This is a genomic window from Lapillicoccus sp. (assembly GCF_036559105.1).
GTDB lineage: Bacteria > Actinomycetota > Actinomycetes > Actinomycetales > Dermatophilaceae > Lapillicoccus.
In genome coordinates, this window is record NZ_DATBTV010000163.1 from 30233 (window position 1) to 49886 (window position 19654).

Sequence of the window (19654 nt, forward strand, 5' to 3'; positions counted from 1 at the left end):
TCTGAGTTCGGTCGCCGCGGGCTCGGACCGGGGATGCCGCGCCGCGGCCAGGACGTGGCGGGGCTAGACTCGAACCCTGAGGTACGCGGGAACGGCGGTGACGGGCTGCGTTCTCTGGGCCTTCCCGGCCGTCTCGCGTGACCGTCATCGTTGACGTGACGAAAGAGGCGTTTTCCCCGTGGCTGACCCCCGGACCACCCGGCCCGACGACCCGCTCAGTGCCTTCGGCCCGAACGAGTGGTTGGTGGACGAGCTGTACGAGCAGTACCTGCAGGACAAGAACTCGGTCGACAAGGCCTGGTGGGCGTTCTTCGCCGACTACTCGCCCGACGGCACGCCGGGCCCCAACGGAGGAAACGGCGCCGCGCCAACCGCTGAGGTGACGGCCGCGCCGGCTCCCACCAAGGCGGCTCCCACCAAGGTGGCTCCCTCCAAGGCCGCGCCGGCTCCCACCAAGGCCGCGCCCGAGAAGAACGCCGCTCCCGCCGCCAAGGGCGCCGCTCCCTCCAAGGCCGGCGGTACGGCCACCCCGACCGTCGCCGCCACCGCGACGGCCCCGCCCGCGAGCAAGCCGGCCCCCAGCTCGGCTCCGACGGCCCGCGCGGAGCAGAAGCCCGAGTCCAGGCCCACCCCTCGCGACGTGAAGGTCGCGCCCAAGAACCCCGACGCCGAGGTCACCGAGAAGGTCTCCCCGCTGCGCGGACCGGCCGCCCGCGTCGTCACCAACATGGAGTCCTCGCTCCAGGTCCCGACCGCTACCAGCGTCCGGGCCGTGCCGGCCAAGCTGCTCATCGACAACCGCGTCGTGATCAACAACCACCTCGCCCGCTCGCGCGGCGGCAAGGTCAGCTTCACCCACATCATCGGGTTCGCCCTGGTCAAGGCGCTCCGCGCGATGCCCGAGATGAACAACGGCTTCGGCGTCCGTGACGGCAAGCCGGTGCTCCTCACGCCCGCGCACGTCAACCTCGGCCTGGCCATCGACATGTCCAAGCCCGACGGCACTCGCGCGCTGCTGGTGCCGAGCATCAAGGCCACCGAGTCGATGGACTTCGTCCACTTCTGGACCGCCTACGAGGACGTCGTCCGCAAGGCCCGCGGGAACAAGCTCACCGTCGAGGACTTCCAGGGCACGACGATCAGCCTGACGAACCCGGGCACCATCGGCACGAACCACTCGGTGCCCCGGCTCATGGAGGGCCAGGGCGCGATCATCGGCGTCGGCGCGCTTGAGTACCCGGCCGAGTGGCAGGGCGCGAGCACCGAGACGATCAACCGCAACGCGGTCAGCAAGATCCTCACCCTGACCAGCACCTACGACCACCGGATCATCCAGGGCGCCCAGAGCGGCGACTTCCTCCGCGTGGTGCACCAGCTGCTGCTGGGCGAGCAGGGCTTCTACGACGAGATCTTCGAGTCGCTGCGCATCCCCTATGAGCCGATCCGCTGGGTCCAGGACATCTCGGCCACCCATGACGACGACATCAACAAGGTGGCGCGGGTTCAGGAGCTGATCCACGCATACCGGGTCCGTGGCCACCTCATGGCCGACACCGACCCGCTCGAGTACCGGCAGCGCAAGCACGCCGACCTCGACGTCACCACCCACGGCCTGAGCCTCTGGGACCTCGACCGCTCGTTCGCGACCGGCGGGTTCGGCGGCGAGCCGTTCCTCAAGCTCCGCCGCATCCTCGGCATCCTGCGCGACTCCTACTGCCGCACCGTCGGCATCGAGTACATGCACATCCAGGACCCCGAGCAGCGGGCCTGGATCCAGGCCAAGGTCGAGGTCCCGTATGCGCGTCCGTCGCGCGACGAGCAGATGCGGATCCTCAAGAAGCTCAACGCCGCCGAGGCGTTCGAGACCTTTCTTCAGACCAAGTTCGTCGGGCAGAAGCGGTTCTCGCTCGAGGGCGGCGAGTCGGTCATCGCCCTGATGGACCGCGTCATGTGCCGCGCCGCGGACGACCGGATGGACGAGATCTGCATCGGTATGCCGCACCGCGGCCGGCTCAACGTCCTGACCAACATCGCCGGCAAGTCCTACGGTCAGATCTTCCGCGAGTTCGAGGGTCAGCAGGACCCGAAGTCGGTCCAGGGGTCCGGGGACGTGAAGTACCACCTCGGCACCGAGGGCGAGTTCACCTCCGAGGACGGCTCGACGACGAAGGTCTACCTCGCGGCGAACCCGTCCCACCTCGAAGCCGTCGACCCGGTGCTCGAGGGCATCGTCCGGGCCAAGCAGGACCGGCTCGACCTCGCCGGCGAGGCGTTCACGGTGCTGCCGATCCTCATGCACGGTGACGCGGCGTTCGCCGGGCAGGGCGTCGTCGCCGAGACGCTGCACCTGTCCCAGCTGCGCGGCTACCGCACCGGCGGCACCATCCATGTCGTCATCAACAACCAGGTCGGCTTCACGACCTCCCCGTCCGCGTCGCGCTCGTCGGTCTACTCGACGGACGTGGCGCGGATGATCCAGGCGCCGATCTTCCACGTCAACGGCGACGACCCCGAGGCGTGCGTACGCGTGGCCGAGCTGGCCTACGAGTTCCGCCAGGCGTTCAACAAGGACGTCGTCATCGACATGGTCTGCTACCGCCGTCGCGGTCACAACGAGGGCGACGACCCCTCGATGACGCAGCCGCTGATGTACCACCTCATCGAGGCCAAGCGCTCGGTCCGCAAGCTCTACACCGAGGCGCTGATCGGTCGCGGCGACATCTCGCAGGAGGACGCCGAGGCGGCCCTGCGCGACTACCAGCAGCAGCTGGAGCGGGTGTTCGTCGAGACCAAGGAGGCCATCAAGGCCCCGAAGACCACCGCCAGCGCCTCCGCCGACAACCGCAGCCGTGGGCTGGAGAAGCCCGCCTCACAGGCCGCCGACTACGCCGCCGCACCGCGGTGGAAGAACAACACCGCCATCACGCCGGAGGTGCTCAAGCAGATCGGGGACGCCTTCACCAATATCCCCGACGGCTTCACCGTGCACCCTAAGCTGAGGCAGCTGCTGGAGCGGCGTTCGGCGATGACCAGCCAGGGCGGGATCGACTGGGCGATGGGCGAGCTGATCGCGTTCGGGTCGCTGCTCATCGAGGGCACGCCGATCCGGCTGGCCGGCCAGGACAGCCGGCGCGGCACGTTCGTGCAGCGACACGCGGTCCTCATCGACAAGACCTCCGCCGCCGAGTGGACGCCCCTGCTCTACCTCGGCGAGAACCAGGGCCGGTTCTGGGTTGTCGACTCCCTGCTCAGCGAGTTCGCGGCCATGGGCTTCGAGTACGGCTACTCCGTGGAGCGGCCGGACGCCCTGGTGCTCTGGGAGGCCCAGTTCGGCGACTTCGCCAACGGCGCGCAGACGATCCTGGACGAGTTCATCTCGTCGTCCGAGCAGAAGTGGGGCCAGCGCTCGTCGGTCACCCTCCTGCTGCCGCACGGCTACGAGGGCCAGGGCCCGGACCACTCGTCCGCGCGGATCGAGCGCTACCTCCAGCTCTGCGCCGAGGACAACATGACCGTCGCCTACCCGTCGACGCCCGCGTCGTACTTCCACCTGCTGCGGCGTCAGGCGTACGCGCGTCCGCGCCGCCCGCTCATCGTCTTCACCCCGAAGTCGATGCTCCGGCTCAAGGCCGCGGCCAGCAGTGTCCAGGACTTCACGGAGGGCGGCTTCCGTCCGGTGCTGCCCGACCCGGCCCGGCTCGACCCGGCCGGGGTGACCCGGGTGATCCTCGCCTCCGGCAAGGTGGTCTACGACCTGGAGGCCGAGCGCACCACCCGGGAGGACACGACCACGGCGATCGTGCGGGTCGAGCGGCTCGCGCCGGTCCCGGGCGCCGAGATCGCCGAGGCCCTCGCGGTCTACCCGGGCGCTGAGGTGCTGTGGGTCCAGGACGAGCCACGGAACCAGGGGGCGTGGCCCTACATGGCGCTCAACCTGCCCGAGGCGATGGAGGAGTTCGGCGAGACCCGGCCGCTGCGGCTGGTGTCGCGGATGGCCTCGGCCTCCCCCGCGACCGGGTCGCACAAGAAGCACGAGGTCGAGCAGGAGAACCTCGTCGCCGCCGCCTTCGACCGCTGACCGGCTTGTACTTCACGGACCGCGGGATCGAGGAGCTCGCCGCTCGGCGCGGCGAGGAGGAGGTCTCGTTCGACTGGCTCGCCGAGCAGCTCCGGACGTTCGTCGACCTCAACCCGGAGTTCGAGACCCCGGTCGAGCGGCTCGCCACCTGGCTCGCTCGGCTGGACGACGACGACTGACCGCGCTCAGCTCCCGAGCTCCGCGGCGCCGCTCGGTGCCGTGCTCCGGGCGACACGCAGGCGTACCGGGAGCGGACGAACGAACGACACCCGACCGCGTGGAACGATGACCCGGTGACCGACGACGAGACCGCCGCCGCCGCGGCCGAGACGCACCACGAACCTCAGTTCACCCCGAGCGCCGAGTTCAACGTGGCCGAAGGGCGCCGGGACGTCGGGCTGTGCTTCGTCGGCTCGTCGATGACCGCGGGCTACGGGGATCCCAAGGGACTCGGCTGGGTCGGACGCGTGGTCAGCCGGACCCAGCACCCGGACCTCGACCTCACCGCGTACAACCTCGGCGTGCGCGGCGACACCTCGGCCGGCGTGATGGCGCGGTGGCGCAGCGAGACCGCCCTGCGCTGGGTGAACCGGACCGAGCGTCGGCTGGTCGTCTCGGTGGGCGCCAATGACATCGCCACGGGCGTGAGCCTCGCCCGGTCCCGGCTGAACCTCGCCAACATCCTCGACGAGGCGACGACCAGCGGCATCGCGGTGTTCTGCGTGGGCCTGACCCCGAGCCTCGAGACCGAGTGGAACCCCCGCATCGAGGCGCTCGCCGAGGCGCAGGCCGACGTCTGCGCCCGCCGCGGGGTGGCCTACGTCGACTGCTTCACCCCCCTGGTCGGACACGAGCAGTGGCTCTCCGACGTCAACGCGTCGCCCGACCGGGTCCACCCCGGACAGGCGGGGTACGGCCTCATCGCCTGGCTGGTCCTCCACAACGGCTGGAACGACTGGATGCGGATCTCCTCCTAGTCCACCTCGCGACCCTTCTCCCCAGGGCTTGCGTTCGACGCATACGCGATATAACGTGTCCTTCTGAACGCGATATAACGCGACTCGGATCAGCCGGGACGCGCGCGAAGGGAGAGGCGCATGACGCAGGAATGGCGCATCGAGGGGCCACGAGTCCTCGACATCGGCGACGAGAACGAGCGGGTCGGCAAGCTCGAGGTCGGCATCGTCGGCGGACGGGTGGATGTCGTCACCCACGACGACTCCCCCACCGCGCGGATCGAGGTGACGAACGTCGAGGGGCTGCCGGTGAAGGTGACCTGGGACGGCGTCACGCTCCGCGTGCTCCACGGCAAGGAGTGGGACAACAACAACGTCATGGAGATGCTCAAGCGGACCTTCGAGCACTTCGGGCGCAACAAGGTGACGATCAGCATCTCTGTGCCCACCGACGCGTCGGCCACGGTGGCGACGGTCAGCGGTGAGGCCGTCGTCTCCGGACTGCGCAACGTCGTCAAGGTCAACAGCGTCTCCGGGTCGCTGATCGTCAGCGACGTCCAGGGCCAGGTCGACATGTACACCGTCAGCGGCACGGTCGACGGCGACAACCTCACCGGGAGCGCCAGCGTCAACTCGGTCTCCGGCATGGTGACCCTGCAGCGCAGCAGCCTTCCGGACGTCAAGATCAACACGGTCAGCGGCGACATCGCCCTCGACCTGACCTCGGGTTCGTCGCACATCCGGTCCAACTCGGTGTCCGGCGACGTCACGGTCCGAGCGCCCCTGACGGGGTTCGACGTCGAGGCCAACACGGCCAGCGGCTCGATCGTGGTGGACGGCCGTCAGCTGTCCAAGGGCTTCGGCGGCGGGTCGAAGGGTCACGAGCGCGTCGGTCACCTCCGCGAGGGTGACGGTGCGCTGGAGATCAAGGCCAACGCGGTGTCCGGCAGCATCGTCGTGCTGCGCTCCAGCGAGGCGTCCACCGCGCCGACGCCTCAGGACGCACCTCCGCCGCCCACCGGCGAGCCGACGGCGCAGATCCGCACCGAGGGCACGTCGCCGATGCCGCAGGACACCCCGCCCGGCGAGCATCCGGCGGACCAGTCCGGCGGGACGACCCGGCCGGAGGAGGGCTCCGAGGGCTCCGAGGGTGGTGCCCGATGAGCCCCGTCTTCGCCCACGGACAGCTGCGCCTCTATCTGCTCGTGCTGCTCGACGAGGGGCCGCGACACGGGTACGAGGTGATCCAGGAGCTCGAGAGCCGCTTCAACGGGCTCTACTCGCCGAGCGCCGGCACGGTCTATCCCCGGCTGGCCAAGCTGGAGGAGGAGGGCCTGGTCCAGCGCACCGACGACGGACGGAAGGCGACCTACGCCATCACCGACGCCGGCCGGGCCGAGGTCCGGGCGCGGCAGGCCGATGTCCAGGACCTGCGGGACGACCTCGACCAGTCGGTCCGGCAGCTGGCCGAACAGGTGCGCTCACGGGTGCAGCACCAGGCGGCCGACCTGCGCACGGAGCTGAAGAACGCGGCCCGCGAGGCACGAGCGACGGCCACTCCGGTCGGCGGCCACGAGCCCTGGACCCGGGGCGAGGCGGCGGCCTACGCCGACCTCGAGCAGGCGGTCAACACCTTCCGCAGCGACGTCCGCCGAGCGTGGCGCCGCGGCGGTCTGACCGCGGACCAGACCCGGGAGGTCGTCGACATCCTCACCGACGCGGCGGCTCGCATACGGGCGGTCGTCGGGAACCGCTGACCCGGTTCGTCGGACAGGGCCGGTTCGCCAGCAGGCGAACCGGCCCTACACGGTCCGAGGAGCGGTATGCGAGGGTCAGGTCGGTGTCGGGCCGGGTCGCCTGGTCGCGAGTGCGCCCGCGGTGGTCACGACGCCGAGCACCACGAGAGCGAGCAGCCCCGTCGCGATGACCGACTCCTCGGCGCCGTAGAGCGCCACGACCACGGGGATGAGCAGGCCGTTCCAGACGAACGTCGGCACCGCGCCGCGACTCGAGCCGACGAACCACACCCGCGCCAGCAGCGCCAGGAGAACGGCGAACACGAGGATCAGCACGCCCGACATCACCACGGTGGTCGGGCTGCTCCCCTCGCCACGCAGGAGCTCGAGGCCGTAGAAGACGGCCAGCGCCAGGAGGACCAGGACGTGGAGTACGCAGACCACGCCCGCGGCCACGGCCCACGGGCGGCGTACCGGCCGGGAAACCGCGTCGCCCGACGTCGGCTCCGGTGTGGCCTGCGTCACGGACCCGAGCCTAGCGAGCACGTGAACTGAACCGGTTCGGGGGACCAATATCATCTCGACCTCGAAATGGTTGCCCTGAGGCACCGCAGCCGTCAGACTGTACGGCGGCCCTGGAACATCGGAGCGTCCCCGGGCGTTGCCCGGGGTGCCGAGCCGTGAGGTCGAGATCAGACCCGACACGGCACCGACGAGGAAGCAGCGCCGCTGCCTCGCCACCCGCTCCCAGTGACCATCGAACCGCCCGTCCACCGGTGAAACGCCGACGTGGACGTGCGTCCAGGCCAGACCACCACCACTCCACCCAGAATCCCCCGAGAATCCCCCGAGAATCCGACGAGACATACGAACAGATGACGACGAGGATGACGACCAGCGCCACCCGACCCCACCGGGTCCCCCGAACCTCCACCACTCCCGCCACTGGCTCCCCCCGCAGCCACTCTCGCCCGACGACCGGCCCCACCCCGGTCCGCACGGCGCCCACCGCCTCATCAAGGAGCACGATCAGCATGGACTGGCGCGACCGCGCTGCCTGCCTCGACGAGGACCCTGAGCTGTTCTTCCCGATCGGGAACACCGGCCCGGCGATCCTGCAGATCGAGGAGGCCAAGGCCGTCTGCCGTCGCTGCGAGGTCACCGAGACGTGCCTGAAGTGGGCGCTCGAGTCCGGGCAGGATGCCGGCGTCTGGGGCGGCCTCTCCGAGGACGAGCGCCGCGCGCTCAAGCGCCGCAACGCCAGGGCGCGTCGCGCGGGCTGAACCCGGTCCCCTCTCACGCGTCCTGCTGACCGCCCGGCGACATCGCCGGGCGGTCAGCCTTTGAGTGGGCGCAGGGCCGCCGTGAAGGTGACCTGAGTGCCGTGCGGTTCCGCCGGTGACCACCGGATGGTCCCCCGAAGGTCCTGCACGAGGGACTGGACGATCTGCGTACCCAGGCCTGACCCGGGTCGGCGTTCCGTACCGATGCCGACCCCGTCGTCGGTGATCTTCACGGTCAGCACGTCCGGAGCGCCCGGGACGCCGACCACCCGTTTGACGTCGACCGTGACCGTGCCACCGATGTCGGCCGGGAAGCCGTGCTCGATCGCGTTCTGGACGAGCTCGCTGAGGATCATCGCGAGCGACGTGGCGTCCTCGGCGCGCAGCCGGCCGAACGAGTCACCGGTGCGCTGCCGCTCGATCCGCTTGTCGTAGGCGGCCACCTCGGCAACCGCGCGGAAGCCCTGGTCGGCGACCTCGTCGAAGTCGACGGTCTCGTCGAACCCCTTGCTCAGGGTGTCGTGGACGAGCGCGATGGTTCCCACCCGTCGCTCGGCCTCCTGGAGCGCGGCGCGGGCCTGCTCGTCCTCGGTACGCCGGGCCTGCAGCCGGAGCAGGGCGGCCACGGACTGCAGGTTGTTCTTCACGCGGTGGTGGATCTCGCGGATCGTCGCGTCCTTGGTGAGCAGCTCCTGCTCCCGGCGGCGCAGCTCGCTCACGTCGCGGAGCAGCAGCAGCGCGCCGAACCGCTGCCCCGCCTCGGTCAGCGGGATCGCCCGCATCGTGACGATCGCCGCCCGCGAGCCGACCTCGGTGCGCCAGGGCTGGCGTCCGGTCAGGACGAGCGGCAGGCCCTCGTCGACCGGGGACGAGTCGCGCAGGACCGAGGTGACGATCTCGGACATCGAGCCGCCCATCACCTCACCCGGCCACCCGAGGCGGTGGATCGCCGAGACCGCGTTGGGACTGGCATACGTGATGACCCCGTCGTAGTCGAGGCGTACCACCCCGTCCCCCGCCCTCGGGGCACCGCGTCGCAGTCCCGTGGGCGCTGACGAGTTCGGGAACTCGCCCGCGGCGATCATCCGCGACAACGCGTCGGCCGTGGCGAGGTAGGTCAGCTCCAGGCGGCTCGGGGTCCGCATCATCGACAGGTTCGTATGCCGCGTGATGACGGCGACCGCGCGGCCCTGCCGCACGACGGGGATCGACTCCTCACGGACGGGGAGGTCGTCACCCCACTCGGTGTCGCGCTCGCGGACGATCCGGCACTCGGCGAAGGCCTGTTCGAGGATCTCCGCGCGGACACGGGTGGCCTTGATCCCGACCTGGTCCTCGAAGAAGACCATCTGACCGGTCGTCGGCCGGACGTGCGCCACAGCCTCCCACTGCACCGGCGACAGTCGCACCCAGAGGACGAGGTCCGCGAAGGACAGGTCGGACAGCAGCTGCCAGTCGCCCACGAGCAGGTGCAGCCACTCGGAGTCCGCGCCCGTCAGCTCGGAGTGCTCCTGGAGGAGCTCGGCGAGCGTCGGCACGACCCGACACTATCCGGCGGCACGCGTACCGGGACCGCCCGGTTCAACGGTCCGGTCAGGTCGCACCTCATGTCGCCGTTGATGTTGCCACCACCACATGCGGCGCGACCTGAACCGCGACGTGCCCTCGGAGGTCCCGGGTGGGTCAGGCGGGCTGGCCGGCGCGGAGCACCGAGCGCAGCGTACGAAGGGCCACCGACAGGGCGGCCAGCCCCGCGTTGTCGAGGCGCTCGACGCCGTGCAGCGCGGTCCTGGCCCGCTTGAGCGCGTCACGGTTGGCGTCGGCCCAGTACTCGAACCGCTTCGCCGGGGTGTCGCCGCCGTCGCTGGCGACGAGGACCGACCTAGTGAGCGACTCGAGCACCGCGTAGAGGTCGTCGCGCATCGCCCCGCGAGCCAGGGCGTCCCACCGGTCGTCACGCGGCAGCTTGCTGACCAGCGTCAGCATCTGGTCGATGGTGAACTTCTCGGAGGCGTAGTAGTAGACGGCGGCCACCTCCTCGACGGGCAGCTCGAGCTCCTCGGCGAGGTCGACGACGTCCAGCAGCGAGAAGAGGTCGAGCAACGAGGCCGCGCGCGTCGCCGTGGCCGCGGGGACGCCGAGCTTCTCCAGCTCCTTGATCCGCTTCTCCAGCCGACGCCGTTCCGAACCCTGCAGCACCTCCCCGACCCGAGGCGCGAACTCGGCCACCGCTGCGCGGAACCGCTCGACCTCAGCGACGACGTCGATGTTGGTGGGTCTCGTGGAGAGGAACCAGCGGGACGCCCGGTCGAGCAGTCGCCGGAACTCGAGGTAGAGGATCGTCTGCGTCTGCGTCGACACGACGTTGTCGAGGGCCTCGATCTCGGCGACGTAGGACGTCAGCCCGAACACCTCGCGGCACACGACGAACGCCCGTGCGACCTGCTCAGGGTCCGCCCCGGTCTCCTCACCGGCCCGGAAGGCGAAGGTGATCCCGCCCCGGTTGACCATCGAGTTGACCACCGCGTTGATGACGATCTCCTGCCGCAGCGGGTGGGCGGCGAGCGGCGTCGCATACTCGTCCTGGATCTGCGGCGGGAAGTACTCGGTCAGCGTCTGCTGGAACCAGGGGTCGTCGGCGAGCGCCGTCGGCGTGAGGTCGGCCTTGAGCGCGAGCTTGGCGTAGGCGACGAGGACCGAGAACTCCGGCGAGGTGAGCCCGAGCTTGTTGGCGCGCCGCTTCGCGATCTCGGCGTCCGAGGGCAGGTACTCCAGCGCTCGGTTCAGCTCGCCGCGCTCCTCCAGCCAGTGGATGAGCCGCTGGTGCACGGGAAGCATCGAGTACTGCTGCGCGCGGGCGTTTCCGAGCAGGACGTTCTGCTCGTAGTTGTCGCGCAGCACCTCGGCGGCGACCTCGTCGGTCATCGACTGGAGGATCACGTTGCGCTGCTTGAGGGTCAGGTCGCCCTCCTGGACCAGCCCGGTCAGCGGGATCTTGATGTTGACCTCGTGGTCGGACGTGTCGACGCCGGCGGAGTTGTCGATCGCATCGGTGTTGACGCGAACCCCGTTGAGGGCGGCCTCGATCCGGCCCAGCTGGGAGCAACCGAGGTTGCCGCCCTCGCCGATCACCTTGACCCGCAACGCGTTCCCGTCGACGCGGATCGCGTCGTTGGCCCGGTCGCCGATCTCGGCGTTGGTCTCTGTGGACGCCTTGACGTAGGTGCCGATGCCCCCGTTCCACAGCAGGTCGACCGGGGCCAGCAGGATCGCGTGGATGAGCTCGGCCGGGGTGAGGTGCGACGTGTCCTTGGGCAGCCCCAGTGCAGTGACCACCTCGGGCGACATCGGTACCGACTTCGCCGACCGGTCGAACACGCCGCCACCGACCGAGATCAGGGAGCGGTCGTACTCGGCCCACGACGAACGCGGCAGCTCGAACAGCCGACGCCGTTCGGCGAAGGACGTCGCGGCGTCCGGCGTCGGGTCGACGAAGACGTGCCGGTGGTCGAACGCCGCGACGAGCCGGATGTGCTCCGAGAGGAGCATCCCGTTGCCGAACACGTCGCCGGACATGTCGCCGACGCCGACGACCGTGAAGTCCTGCGTCTGGGTGTCGACGTCCATCTCGCGGAAGTGCCGCTTGACCGACTCCCACGCGCCGCGCGCGGTGATCCCCATCGCCTTGTGGTCGTAGCCGGCCGAGCCGCCGGAGGCGAACGCGTCGTCGAGCCAGTACCCGTACTCCTGCGCCTTGGCGTTGGCGATGTCGGAGAACGTGGCCGTCCCCTTGTCCGCTGCGACGACGAGGTAGGTGTCGGGTCCGTCGTGCCGCACGACGTCGGGCGGCGGGACCGCCTCGCCCTGGACCCGGTTGTCGGTGAGGTCGAGCAGGCCCGAGATGAACAGCTCGTAGGCGGCGACCCCCTCGGCCAGCCACGCCTCGCGGTCGACGGTCGGGTCGGGTAGCTGCTTCGCGTAGAAGCCGCCCTTGCTCCCGGTCGGGACGATGACGGCGTTCTTGACCATCTGCGCCTTGACCAGCCCGAGGACCTCGGTACGGAAGTCCTCCCGACGGTCGGACCACCGCAGCCCACCACGGGCGACCTTGCCGAACCGCAGGTGGACGCCCTCGACGCGCGGGCCGTAGACCCAGATCTCGAACATCGGCCGGGGCGCCGGGAGGTCGGGCACCTTGGTCGGGTCGAGCTTGAGGCTGACGTAGGCCTTGGGACCGCCCGCCACCGGGTCGGTCTGGTAGAAGTTCGTCCGCAACGCCGCCTGGGCCACCCCGAGGAGGGCGCGGATGATCCGGTCCTGGTCGAGGCTGCTCACGTCGTCGAGGGCGGCGAGCACCGCGTCGGCGATCGTCGACTCGGCCGCCGCCCGCTCGGAGCCCGCCTCTCCCGCATACCGATCGGGGTCGAACCGGTTCTGGAACAGCTCGACGAGCAGCCGCGAGATCGCGGGGTTCGCGACGAGGGCGGCCTCGACGTAGTCCTGCGAGAACGTCGACCGGGTCTGCCGCAGGTACTTCGCGAGCATCCGCAGGATGACGACCTGGCGCCAGGTCAGCCCGGCACCGAGGACGAGCGCGTTGAAGCCGTCGGACTCCGCGGCTCCCGTCCACACCGCCCGGACCGCGTTCTGGAAGCGCAGCCGGCGGGCGTTATGGTCGTCGGCGACGCCCCAGTCCTCGACCCTCGGCGTACGCAGCCCGAAGTCGTAGACGTAGACACGGACGCCGTCGCTGCGGGTGAGTTCGTAGGGCCGCTCGTCGATGACCTCCACGCCCAGGTGGGTGAACATCGGCAGGACGCGGGTCAGGGTGAGCGGGCCGCGGCGGTAGAGCTTGAACCGCCGCTCGTCGGGCGGGCAGCCCGGTTCCTGGTGCAGCCCGACCTGCACGGCGTCGTCGGAGTCGAGCATCTCGATGCGACGGATGTCGGTGACCGCCACCCGGGGATGGACGTCCTCCTTGTACGCCTCGGGAAAAGCCTTGCCGTACAACCCGATCAGCCGGCCGCCGGCCTCGTCGCCCACATCCGCCCGCAGGGCCTCGACGAGATCCTCGTCCCAGGTCCGCGTCGCCTCGACAATCTCGCGCTCCAGCGCCGACTCGTCGACCTGCGGGATCGGAGCGCCCTTCGGCACCCGGACCACGAAGTGCAGCCGGGCCAGGGCGGACTCGGAGACGCGCGTGGTGTAGTCCACGCTCTCCGCGTCGAACGTCCGCCGCAGGATGTCCTCCATCTTCAGCCGGACCGTCGTGTTGTAGCGGTCGCGGGGGAGGTAGATGAGGGCGGAGACGAACCGCTCGTAGATGTCGTAGCGCAGGAACAGCTTGGTCTTGCGCCGCTCCTGGAGGTGCATCACCGACAGGGCGATGTCGACGAGGTCGTCCGGGTCGGTCTGGAGCAGCTCGTCGCGCGGGTAGTTCTCCATGACCTGCACGAGGTCCTTGCCGGAGTGGCTGTCCGGCGTGAAGCCGGCGCGCTCCAGCAGGTGAGCCACGCGCTCGGCGAGGATCGGGATGTGGAGGATGGACTCCGCATACGCGCTGGAGGCGAAGATGCCGAGGAACCGGCGCTCGCCGGTGACCCGCCCCTGCTCGTCGAACACCTTGACGCCGACGTAGTCGAGGTAGGTCGCCCGGTGCACGGTCGAGCGCGAGTTGGCCTTGGTGATGATGAGCAGCTCCCGCTCGCGGGCCTTCTTGCGGGCCGACGGGTTCAGCCGCGCGACCGGTTCGGACGCCGGCCGGTCGTACCGCAGGATGCCGAGGCCGGTGCCGCTCACGGGAGAGAGCAGGTTCTCGCCCTGGTCGTCGACGTCGAGGGTGTACTCGCGGTAGCCGAGGAAGGTGAAGTGGTTGGCGGCCAGCCACTCGAGGAACCGGGCGGTGGAGCCGACCTCCTCCGCCGGGATCCCCACGGGTGGGCTGCCGTGCAGCGAGACCGCGATGCTGCTGCACCGCTCGCGCATCTTGCTCCAGTCCTCCACGGCGTCGCGCACGTTGCCGAGGACGGTGCGCAGCGTGGCGGAGATCGCCTCACGGTCCTCCGCCGAAGCCACGCGGTCGACCTCCAGGTGCATCCACGACTCGGTGACGACGCCGAACTCGTCCTCGGCCGGCGTGTCCGCGTAGATCTCCTCCAGGGTGCCGACGGCGTCCCGGCGGACGACGAGCTGCGGGTGCACGACGAGGTGGACGGTGCGCCCGAGCGAGTCGAGTGCGGCGGTCACCGAGTCGACGAGGAACGGCATGTCGTCGGTGACGACCTGGACGATGGTGTGCCCGCTGGACCAGCCCTGGGACTCGACGGTCGGGTTCGTCACGTCGACGTTGGCGGTGCCGACGGCACGCCGGCGGCCGAGGTCGCGTTCGGCCAGCGCGGCCCCGAGCAGGTCCTCCGGCTCGCGCGCGAGCAGGTCCTCGGTCGCGGTGTGGCGGTAGAAGACGTGCAACAGCCGGTCGACGTCCTCCCGGGACTCCTCGGGAGCGTGCTCGGCGGCGGCGCGCAGCTGTTGGGTCCGGGACTGCTCGAGCGTCGCCGACATCGTTGGTCGTGTTCCTTCATCTGGTCTCGCGGGCACGCGTCTTCGGGTGCCGTTCGAGGGTATCGCCCCTGTTCACATGCTGGACAGTGGGCCGTATGCGGGGCGCTCAGGCCGGGGCGGTGGAGAACGCCGAGGGGGTATTCGCCGGAACGCCTACCGTGGAGGCGTGACCACGCCGAGTGGGCTCCGACCGTGACGACGCCGGGTCCGCGCCGCGACGGGCTGGTCCGCACCCTCACCGCGGTGCGGGAGGCGGCGCGGGCGCAGGCGGAGGACGTGCTCGGCCACGTCCCCGACACCGGCGACCGGACGACCGGTCGCGCGGTGGACGACTTCGTCGAGCAGGCGGCCGACGCCCTGCGCGCCCTCGACGAGTCGGTCGCCGAGACGCTGCGCGCCCTCGTGCTGGAGCGCCCGTGATCGACGGCGTGACCGGAGACCCGGGGTCGTGCTCGCAGCTGGGCGGGGCGTTCCGGTCGCACGCGGCGCGGTTGACGGCGCTGCGCGGTGAGCTCGCCGAACGCACCGACCGGCTGCGACGGGACCCGGACGCGACGGCCACCGTCACGGACCTCGACGCCGACCTGCGGCTGCTCGATGCGGTCGTCGACCGGCTCGACGCGAGCGGGTCGGCGCTGCAGCACCTCGCTCAAGAGCTCGCGGAGATCGCCGTGGCGGTCCGCCGGCTGGAGGGCGAGGCCGCGGCGGCCGGCCTCGAGCTGGACGGGCTGCGCGTGGTCGAGCCGTGGGGCGTGCTGACCACCGAGCTGGCCCAGCAACGCCATCGCGCCCAGCCGGACCTGCAGCGCCACGCCGACCGCCTGGCGAGCCGGCTCGGCCGGGCTCGGGCTGCCACGGCCCGGGTGATGGTCGACGGCACGGCGGCACTGGCGGCTGCCGCCACGACGTCCCGGACCCGTTCGCTACGGTGAGGCCATGAGGATCACGACGTTCTTCGACTACGCCGCGACTCCCGAGGACGTGTTCGTCATGCTGGCGGATCCCGCCTTCCAGGCGGCCAAGGTCGAGGCGACACACCCGTTGTCCCACACCGAGTCGGTGACCGCCAAGGGTGAGCAGACGGAGATCGTCACGAGCCGGGTCATCTCCACCGAGGGCTTCCCGGACTTCGCGAAGTCGATGATCGGGTCGAAGCTCCGCGTGACGGAGACGCTCATCTGGAGCAGAGCGTCCGCCGACGGGTCACGGACCGGGACCATCGTCATCACCATCGGCGACGCGCCGATCGCGATGCACGGCACGGTGCGCCTCGCCGCCGGCGGGCTCGGCACCCGCATCGACATCGACGGTGAGCTCAAGGCCAAGATCCCGCTGCTCGGCGGCAAGATCGAGAAGGCGGCCGAGCGGCCCGTCCTCGGCGCCATCGAGAAGGAGCAGGAGGTCGGCACCGCCTGGCTGGCCGGCTGACCCACTCCGACTTTGTCCGGGTGGAGGTATATCCGAGCGCTCTAGCGCTCGCTGGGCTCTCCACCCGCCGGTCCCGACCGGTGCGGTCAGCCCATGTGCGGGTAGGCGTGCGACGTCGCGGGGACGAAGGTCTCCTTGATCGAGCGGGCGCTGGTCCACCGCATGAGGTTGTGGGCGGCGCCGGCCTTGTCGTTGGTCCCCGACGCGCGGCCGCCGCCGAACGGTTGCTGCCCCACGACGGCGCCGGTCGGCTTGTCGTTGACGTAGAAGTTGCCCGCAGCGAACCGCAGCCGCTCGGTGGCGTCGGCGATCGCGACCCGGTCCTGGGCGATGATCGACCCGGTCAGACCGTAGGGCGAGAACGACTCCATCTGGTCGAGCGCCGCGTCGTACCTGGCGTCCGGGAAGACGTGGACCGAGAGGATCGGTCCGAAGTACTCGGTGCGGAACGACTCGTCGGTCGCCTCGCCCTCGAGCACGGTGGGCCGCACGAACCAGCCGACCTCGTCGTCGTAGGTCCCCCCGGCGATGACCTTCACCTTCGCCGTCCCCTTGGCCCGGTCGATCGCCGCCGCATTCTTGGCGAACGAGCGCTCGTCGATGACCGCGCCCATGAAGTTCGAGAAGTCGGTCACGTCGCCCTGGGGCAGGCCGTTGGTGATGTCGACGAGATCGTCGCGAATGGCCTTCCAGAGGGACGCCGGGACGTAGGCCCTGGAGGCGGCCGAGCACTTCTGTCCCTGGTACTCGAAGGCCCCGCGGATCAGGGCGGTTCGCAGGACATCGGGGTCCGCGGAGGGGTGCGCCAGGACGAAGTCCTTGCCGCCGGTCTCGCCGACGAGCCGCGGGTAGCTGCGGTAGCTCGTGAGGTTGGCACCGACCTCGCGCCACAGGTGCTGGAACGTCGGGGTCGACCCGGTGAAGTGGATACCCGCGAGGTCCGGGTCGGCGAGCGCGACCTTGGAGACGTTGAGCCCGTCGCCGGTCACGAGGTTGACGACGCCCGGCGGCATTCCGGCCGCCTCGAGCAGCTCCATCGTCAGCTGGGCGGCGAGGTTCTGCGTCGGCGACGGCTTCCACACGACGGTGTTGCCCATGAGGGCCGGTGCCGTGGGCAGGTTGCCGGCTATGGCGGTGAAGTTGAACGGGGTGATCGCGTAGACGAACCCCTCGAGGGGTCGGTGGTCGGTGCGGTTCCAGATGCCCTTCGAGTTCAGCGGCGGCTGTTCGGCGAGAATCTGCCGGGCGAAGTGCACGTTGATCCGCCAGAAGTCGATGAGCTCGCACGCCGCGTCGATCTCGGCCTGGTAGCACGTCTTGCTCTGGCCCAGCATCGTCGCGGCGTTGAGCCGGGCGCGCCACGGCCCGGACAGCAGCTCGGCCGCCTTGAGCAGGATGGCCGCGCGGTCGTCGAACGAGAGCGCCCGCCAGCCGGGAGCCGCGGCCTTGGCCGCCTCGACGGCGGAGCGGGCATCGGCCACCGTCGCGTTCTTCAGCGTGCCGAGGACCTTGCGGCGGGCGTGCGGCTGCCGCACGTCGAACCTCTTGCCGCCACCCATCACTCGACGGCCGCCGATGGTATGCGGGAGGTCGCGCCGGTCGGCGCCCAACGTCGCCAGCGCGATCTCGAGGTCGGCCCGTTCGGGGCTGCCGGGCGCATACTCGAGAACCGTCTCGTTGACCGGTGCGGGGACCTGGGTCACAGCGTCCATGTGGGCTGCTCCTCCTCGGGTAGGGCGGATCGGCGCCCCCTATGGTTTCACGTATGGCGGCCTCCTATCGCAGCGAGGACCTGACGGTCCACCGGTTCGGTCGCACCGAGGCCGCTGCGCCGACCCTGCTCCTGCTGCACGGCCTCACCGACTCGGGGCGCTGCTGGCCCGATGCGGTCGCCCGGTGGCAGGACGACTACCGCGTGCTCGCCTGGGACGCCCGCGGCCACGGAGAGTCGGAACGGTTCGCCAAGGGGCAGCTTGCGGCCGGTGTCGGTGAGACCCACCTCGCGGACCTGGAGGAGGCGATCGAGGCGTTGCAGGCCGATGGTGTCGACCGGCCGATACTCGTCGGCCACTCGATGGGCGCCGGGACGGCCGCCGCCCTGGCCGGCCGACGGCCCGACCTGGTGCGCGCGGTGGTGCTGGAGGACCCGGCCCTCGGGAATGACCGCTACCCGGAGGCCGAGCGCGGAAAAGACGCCCGGCGGCGCGTCGCCGAGGCGCGAGCCACGATGGCCAACCCCCGGGCAACCAAGAAGCAGGGGAAGCGCGACCATCCGGACTGGCCGAAGGCGGAGCGCGGGCCCTGGCTCGAGGCGAAGCTGATGACCGATCTCGCCATGCTGGCCGACCCGGTGATCACCGTGCACACGCCGTGGCAGGAGGTCACCGCGGCCGTCTCCGTCCCAGGACTACTGGTGCTGGGCCAGCGGGGGATCTGGACCGGCGACCTGAGGTCCGCGCTGCTGGGGGTGCACAACGACCGGCTCGAGATCGAGGTGGTCCCCGGTGCGGGTCACTGCGCCCGACGTGACCGGCCCGACTCGTTCCATCAGCTGGTCGACCCGTGGGTCGCCAAGCAGTTCGCCACGAACCCATGAACGAGACCACCGTCGAGGGGCTGAGCGTCCACGACCTCGGTGGTCCGGCCGATGCGCCGATGCTCGTCCTGTTCCACGCCAACGGTGACTCGGGCCGCTGCTGGCCGGACGCAGCCGCCCGCTGGTCACCGGCATACCGGCTGTTCGCGGTCGACATGCGGGGGCACGGGTCCTCACCGCGGTTCCGCCCCGACCAGCTCGACGCACCGGGCGACGTCTTCGTCGACGACACCATCGCCGTCCTGAACGCGTTGCGACGCAACGGAATCCCGACTGGCGCCGTCGGCCACAGCCTTGGCGGCGCGGCCCTCACCGCCGCAGCCGGACGCGTACGAGAGCTCGTCGACGCCATGGTCCTCGTCGACCCGCCGTGGGACACCCCGGTCGTGGTCGGCCCGCGCCGCACGGTCGGTGCGGCGCGGCGTGAGGAGGTGCTGGGGTTCCAGCGCGACCCGCACGGGCAGCTCGACCGGCTGCGGGAGCGCGAGCCACGCTGGCCCGAGGCCGAGTACCGGCCCTGGGTCGAGGCCAAGCTCGACCTGGACCTCGACTACGTGACCACCGGTGGGGGCCGCCCGACGACGCCGTGGACCGAGAGCGTCCCGAGTATCCATGCGCCGACGCTGGTGGTCACCGGGGACGGCGACGTCATCACCGGTGAGGCGAGCCGGGCCGTCGTCGCCGAGATGGCCAACCCGGCGATCGAGGTCGTCGTCGTGCCGGGGGCCGGTCACTACGTGCGCCACCAGCAGACCGAGGAGTTCCACGCCGCCGTCGACCCGTGGCTGGGGCGACGGCTCGGGTCGGACCACGCCGCGCGGTAGCGCCTCCAATTGACGGGGGCCCGGCTACCGGGTTCAACATGTCGCAGGTTGCGGCAGTTTCTCGCGGGAGCAGACCATCCGCTGTGCGGCGCCGCGTCTCGACGTCACGACGTCACCGGCAACACGCCGACGGTCCAGGACCGCGTCATCATCTGGGACCACAACCAGCACCAGGGCCGGACCCTGACGACG

The 19654-nt window shown here is 70.6% G+C and carries 15 protein-coding genes; 11 read left to right on the top strand and 4 right to left on the bottom strand.

The annotated features are described in order from the left end of the window. Positions 1 to 178: 178 nt before the first annotated feature. The 5 genes from VIG79_RS19370 (at position 179) to VIG79_RS19390 (ending at position 6791) form a co-directional block, all read left to right on the top strand. Entirely contained in the window at positions 179 to 4078 is a 3900-nt protein-coding gene (locus VIG79_RS19370) for a multifunctional oxoglutarate decarboxylase/oxoglutarate dehydrogenase thiamine pyrophosphate-binding subunit/dihydrolipoyllysine-residue succinyltransferase subunit (protein WP_331888669.1), read from the top strand. 5 nt (positions 4079 to 4083) lie between these two features. Then, positions 4084 to 4257, top strand: a complete 174-nt coding sequence (locus tag VIG79_RS19375) for a DUF6104 family protein (protein ID WP_331888671.1) — start codon at positions 4084 to 4086, stop codon at positions 4255 to 4257. A gap of 114 nt (positions 4258 to 4371) precedes the next feature. Further along, positions 4372 to 5055: a GDSL-type esterase/lipase family protein gene (locus VIG79_RS19380; RefSeq protein ID WP_331888673.1), complete on the top strand. Its 684-nt coding sequence runs from the start codon at positions 4372 to 4374 to the stop codon at positions 5053 to 5055. Positions 5056 to 5175: 120 nt separating this feature from the next. Continuing rightward, positions 5176 to 6198 carry a DUF4097 family beta strand repeat-containing protein gene (locus VIG79_RS19385; RefSeq protein WP_331888675.1) on the top strand — a complete coding sequence of 341 codons (1023 nt, stop codon included), beginning with the start codon at positions 5176 to 5178 and terminating at the stop codon, positions 6196 to 6198. Then, positions 6195 to 6791 (top strand): PadR family transcriptional regulator, encoded by a 597-nt coding sequence (locus VIG79_RS19390; RefSeq protein WP_331888677.1) that lies wholly within the window; start codon positions 6195 to 6197, stop codon positions 6789 to 6791. The genes VIG79_RS19385 and VIG79_RS19390 overlap by 4 nt, the downstream gene beginning before the upstream one ends. Positions 6792 to 6866: 75 nt before the next feature. Here the strand turns inward: VIG79_RS19390 and VIG79_RS19395 are convergent, their stop codons facing one another. After that, entirely contained in the window at positions 6867 to 7295 is a 429-nt protein-coding gene (locus VIG79_RS19395) for a hypothetical protein (protein WP_331888679.1), read from the bottom strand. 509 nt (positions 7296 to 7804) lie between these two features. On the opposite strand from VIG79_RS19395, the gene VIG79_RS19400 reads away from it, so the two are divergent. Continuing rightward, positions 7805 to 8053, top strand: a complete 249-nt coding sequence (locus VIG79_RS19400; RefSeq protein ID WP_331888681.1) for a WhiB family transcriptional regulator — start codon at positions 7805 to 7807, stop codon at positions 8051 to 8053. Positions 8054 to 8106: 53 nt separating this feature from the next. Here the strand turns inward: VIG79_RS19400 and VIG79_RS19405 are convergent, their stop codons facing one another. Together VIG79_RS19405 and VIG79_RS19410 are read right to left on the bottom strand one after the other, a co-directional pair. Next, entirely contained in the window at positions 8107 to 9591 is a 1485-nt protein-coding gene (locus tag VIG79_RS19405) for a sensor histidine kinase (RefSeq protein ID WP_331888683.1), read from the bottom strand. Positions 9592 to 9736: 145 nt separating this feature from the next. Then, a complete protein-coding gene (locus VIG79_RS19410; RefSeq protein ID WP_331888685.1) occupies positions 9737 to 14614 on the bottom strand; it encodes an NAD-glutamate dehydrogenase in 4878 nt (1625 codons plus the stop codon). Positions 14615 to 14806: 192 nt separating this feature from the next. Between VIG79_RS19410 and VIG79_RS19415 the strand changes: the two genes are divergently transcribed. Genes VIG79_RS19415 through VIG79_RS19425 form a run of 3 tightly spaced genes read left to right on the top strand, consistent with a single transcriptional unit; the run spans position 14807 to position 16042 of the window. Next, positions 14807 to 15034, top strand: a complete 228-nt coding sequence (locus VIG79_RS19415; protein ID WP_331888687.1) for a hypothetical protein — start codon at positions 14807 to 14809, stop codon at positions 15032 to 15034. Beyond that, the gene (locus VIG79_RS19420; RefSeq protein WP_331888689.1) at positions 15031 to 15546 is read left to right on the top strand and encodes a hypothetical protein; all 516 of its coding nucleotides are present in this window, start codon (positions 15031 to 15033) and stop codon (positions 15544 to 15546) included. Before VIG79_RS19415 ends, VIG79_RS19420 begins: the two co-directional genes overlap by 4 nt. A gap of 4 nt (positions 15547 to 15550) precedes the next feature. After that, positions 15551 to 16042 carry a DUF2505 domain-containing protein gene (locus tag VIG79_RS19425; protein WP_331888691.1) on the top strand — a complete coding sequence of 164 codons (492 nt, stop codon included), beginning with the start codon at positions 15551 to 15553 and terminating at the stop codon, positions 16040 to 16042. Between the two features lie 86 nt (positions 16043 to 16128). On the opposite strand, the gene pruA is transcribed toward VIG79_RS19425, so the two are convergent. Next, positions 16129 to 17754, bottom strand: a complete 1626-nt coding sequence (gene pruA, locus VIG79_RS19430) for an L-glutamate gamma-semialdehyde dehydrogenase (protein WP_331888693.1) — start codon at positions 17752 to 17754, stop codon at positions 16129 to 16131. Between the two features lie 53 nt (positions 17755 to 17807). Here pruA and VIG79_RS19435 point away from each other — a divergent pair, with 53 nt between their 5' ends. Together VIG79_RS19435 and VIG79_RS19440 are read left to right on the top strand one after the other, a co-directional pair. Further along, positions 17808 to 18638 (top strand): alpha/beta hydrolase, encoded by an 831-nt coding sequence (locus tag VIG79_RS19435; RefSeq protein ID WP_331888695.1) that lies wholly within the window; start codon positions 17808 to 17810, stop codon positions 18636 to 18638. Further along, complete coding sequence (locus VIG79_RS19440) at positions 18635 to 19462, top strand: alpha/beta hydrolase (RefSeq protein WP_331888697.1); 828 nt, start codon at positions 18635 to 18637, stop codon at positions 19460 to 19462. Before VIG79_RS19435 ends, VIG79_RS19440 begins: the two co-directional genes overlap by 4 nt. Positions 19463 to 19654 lie beyond the last annotated feature (192 nt).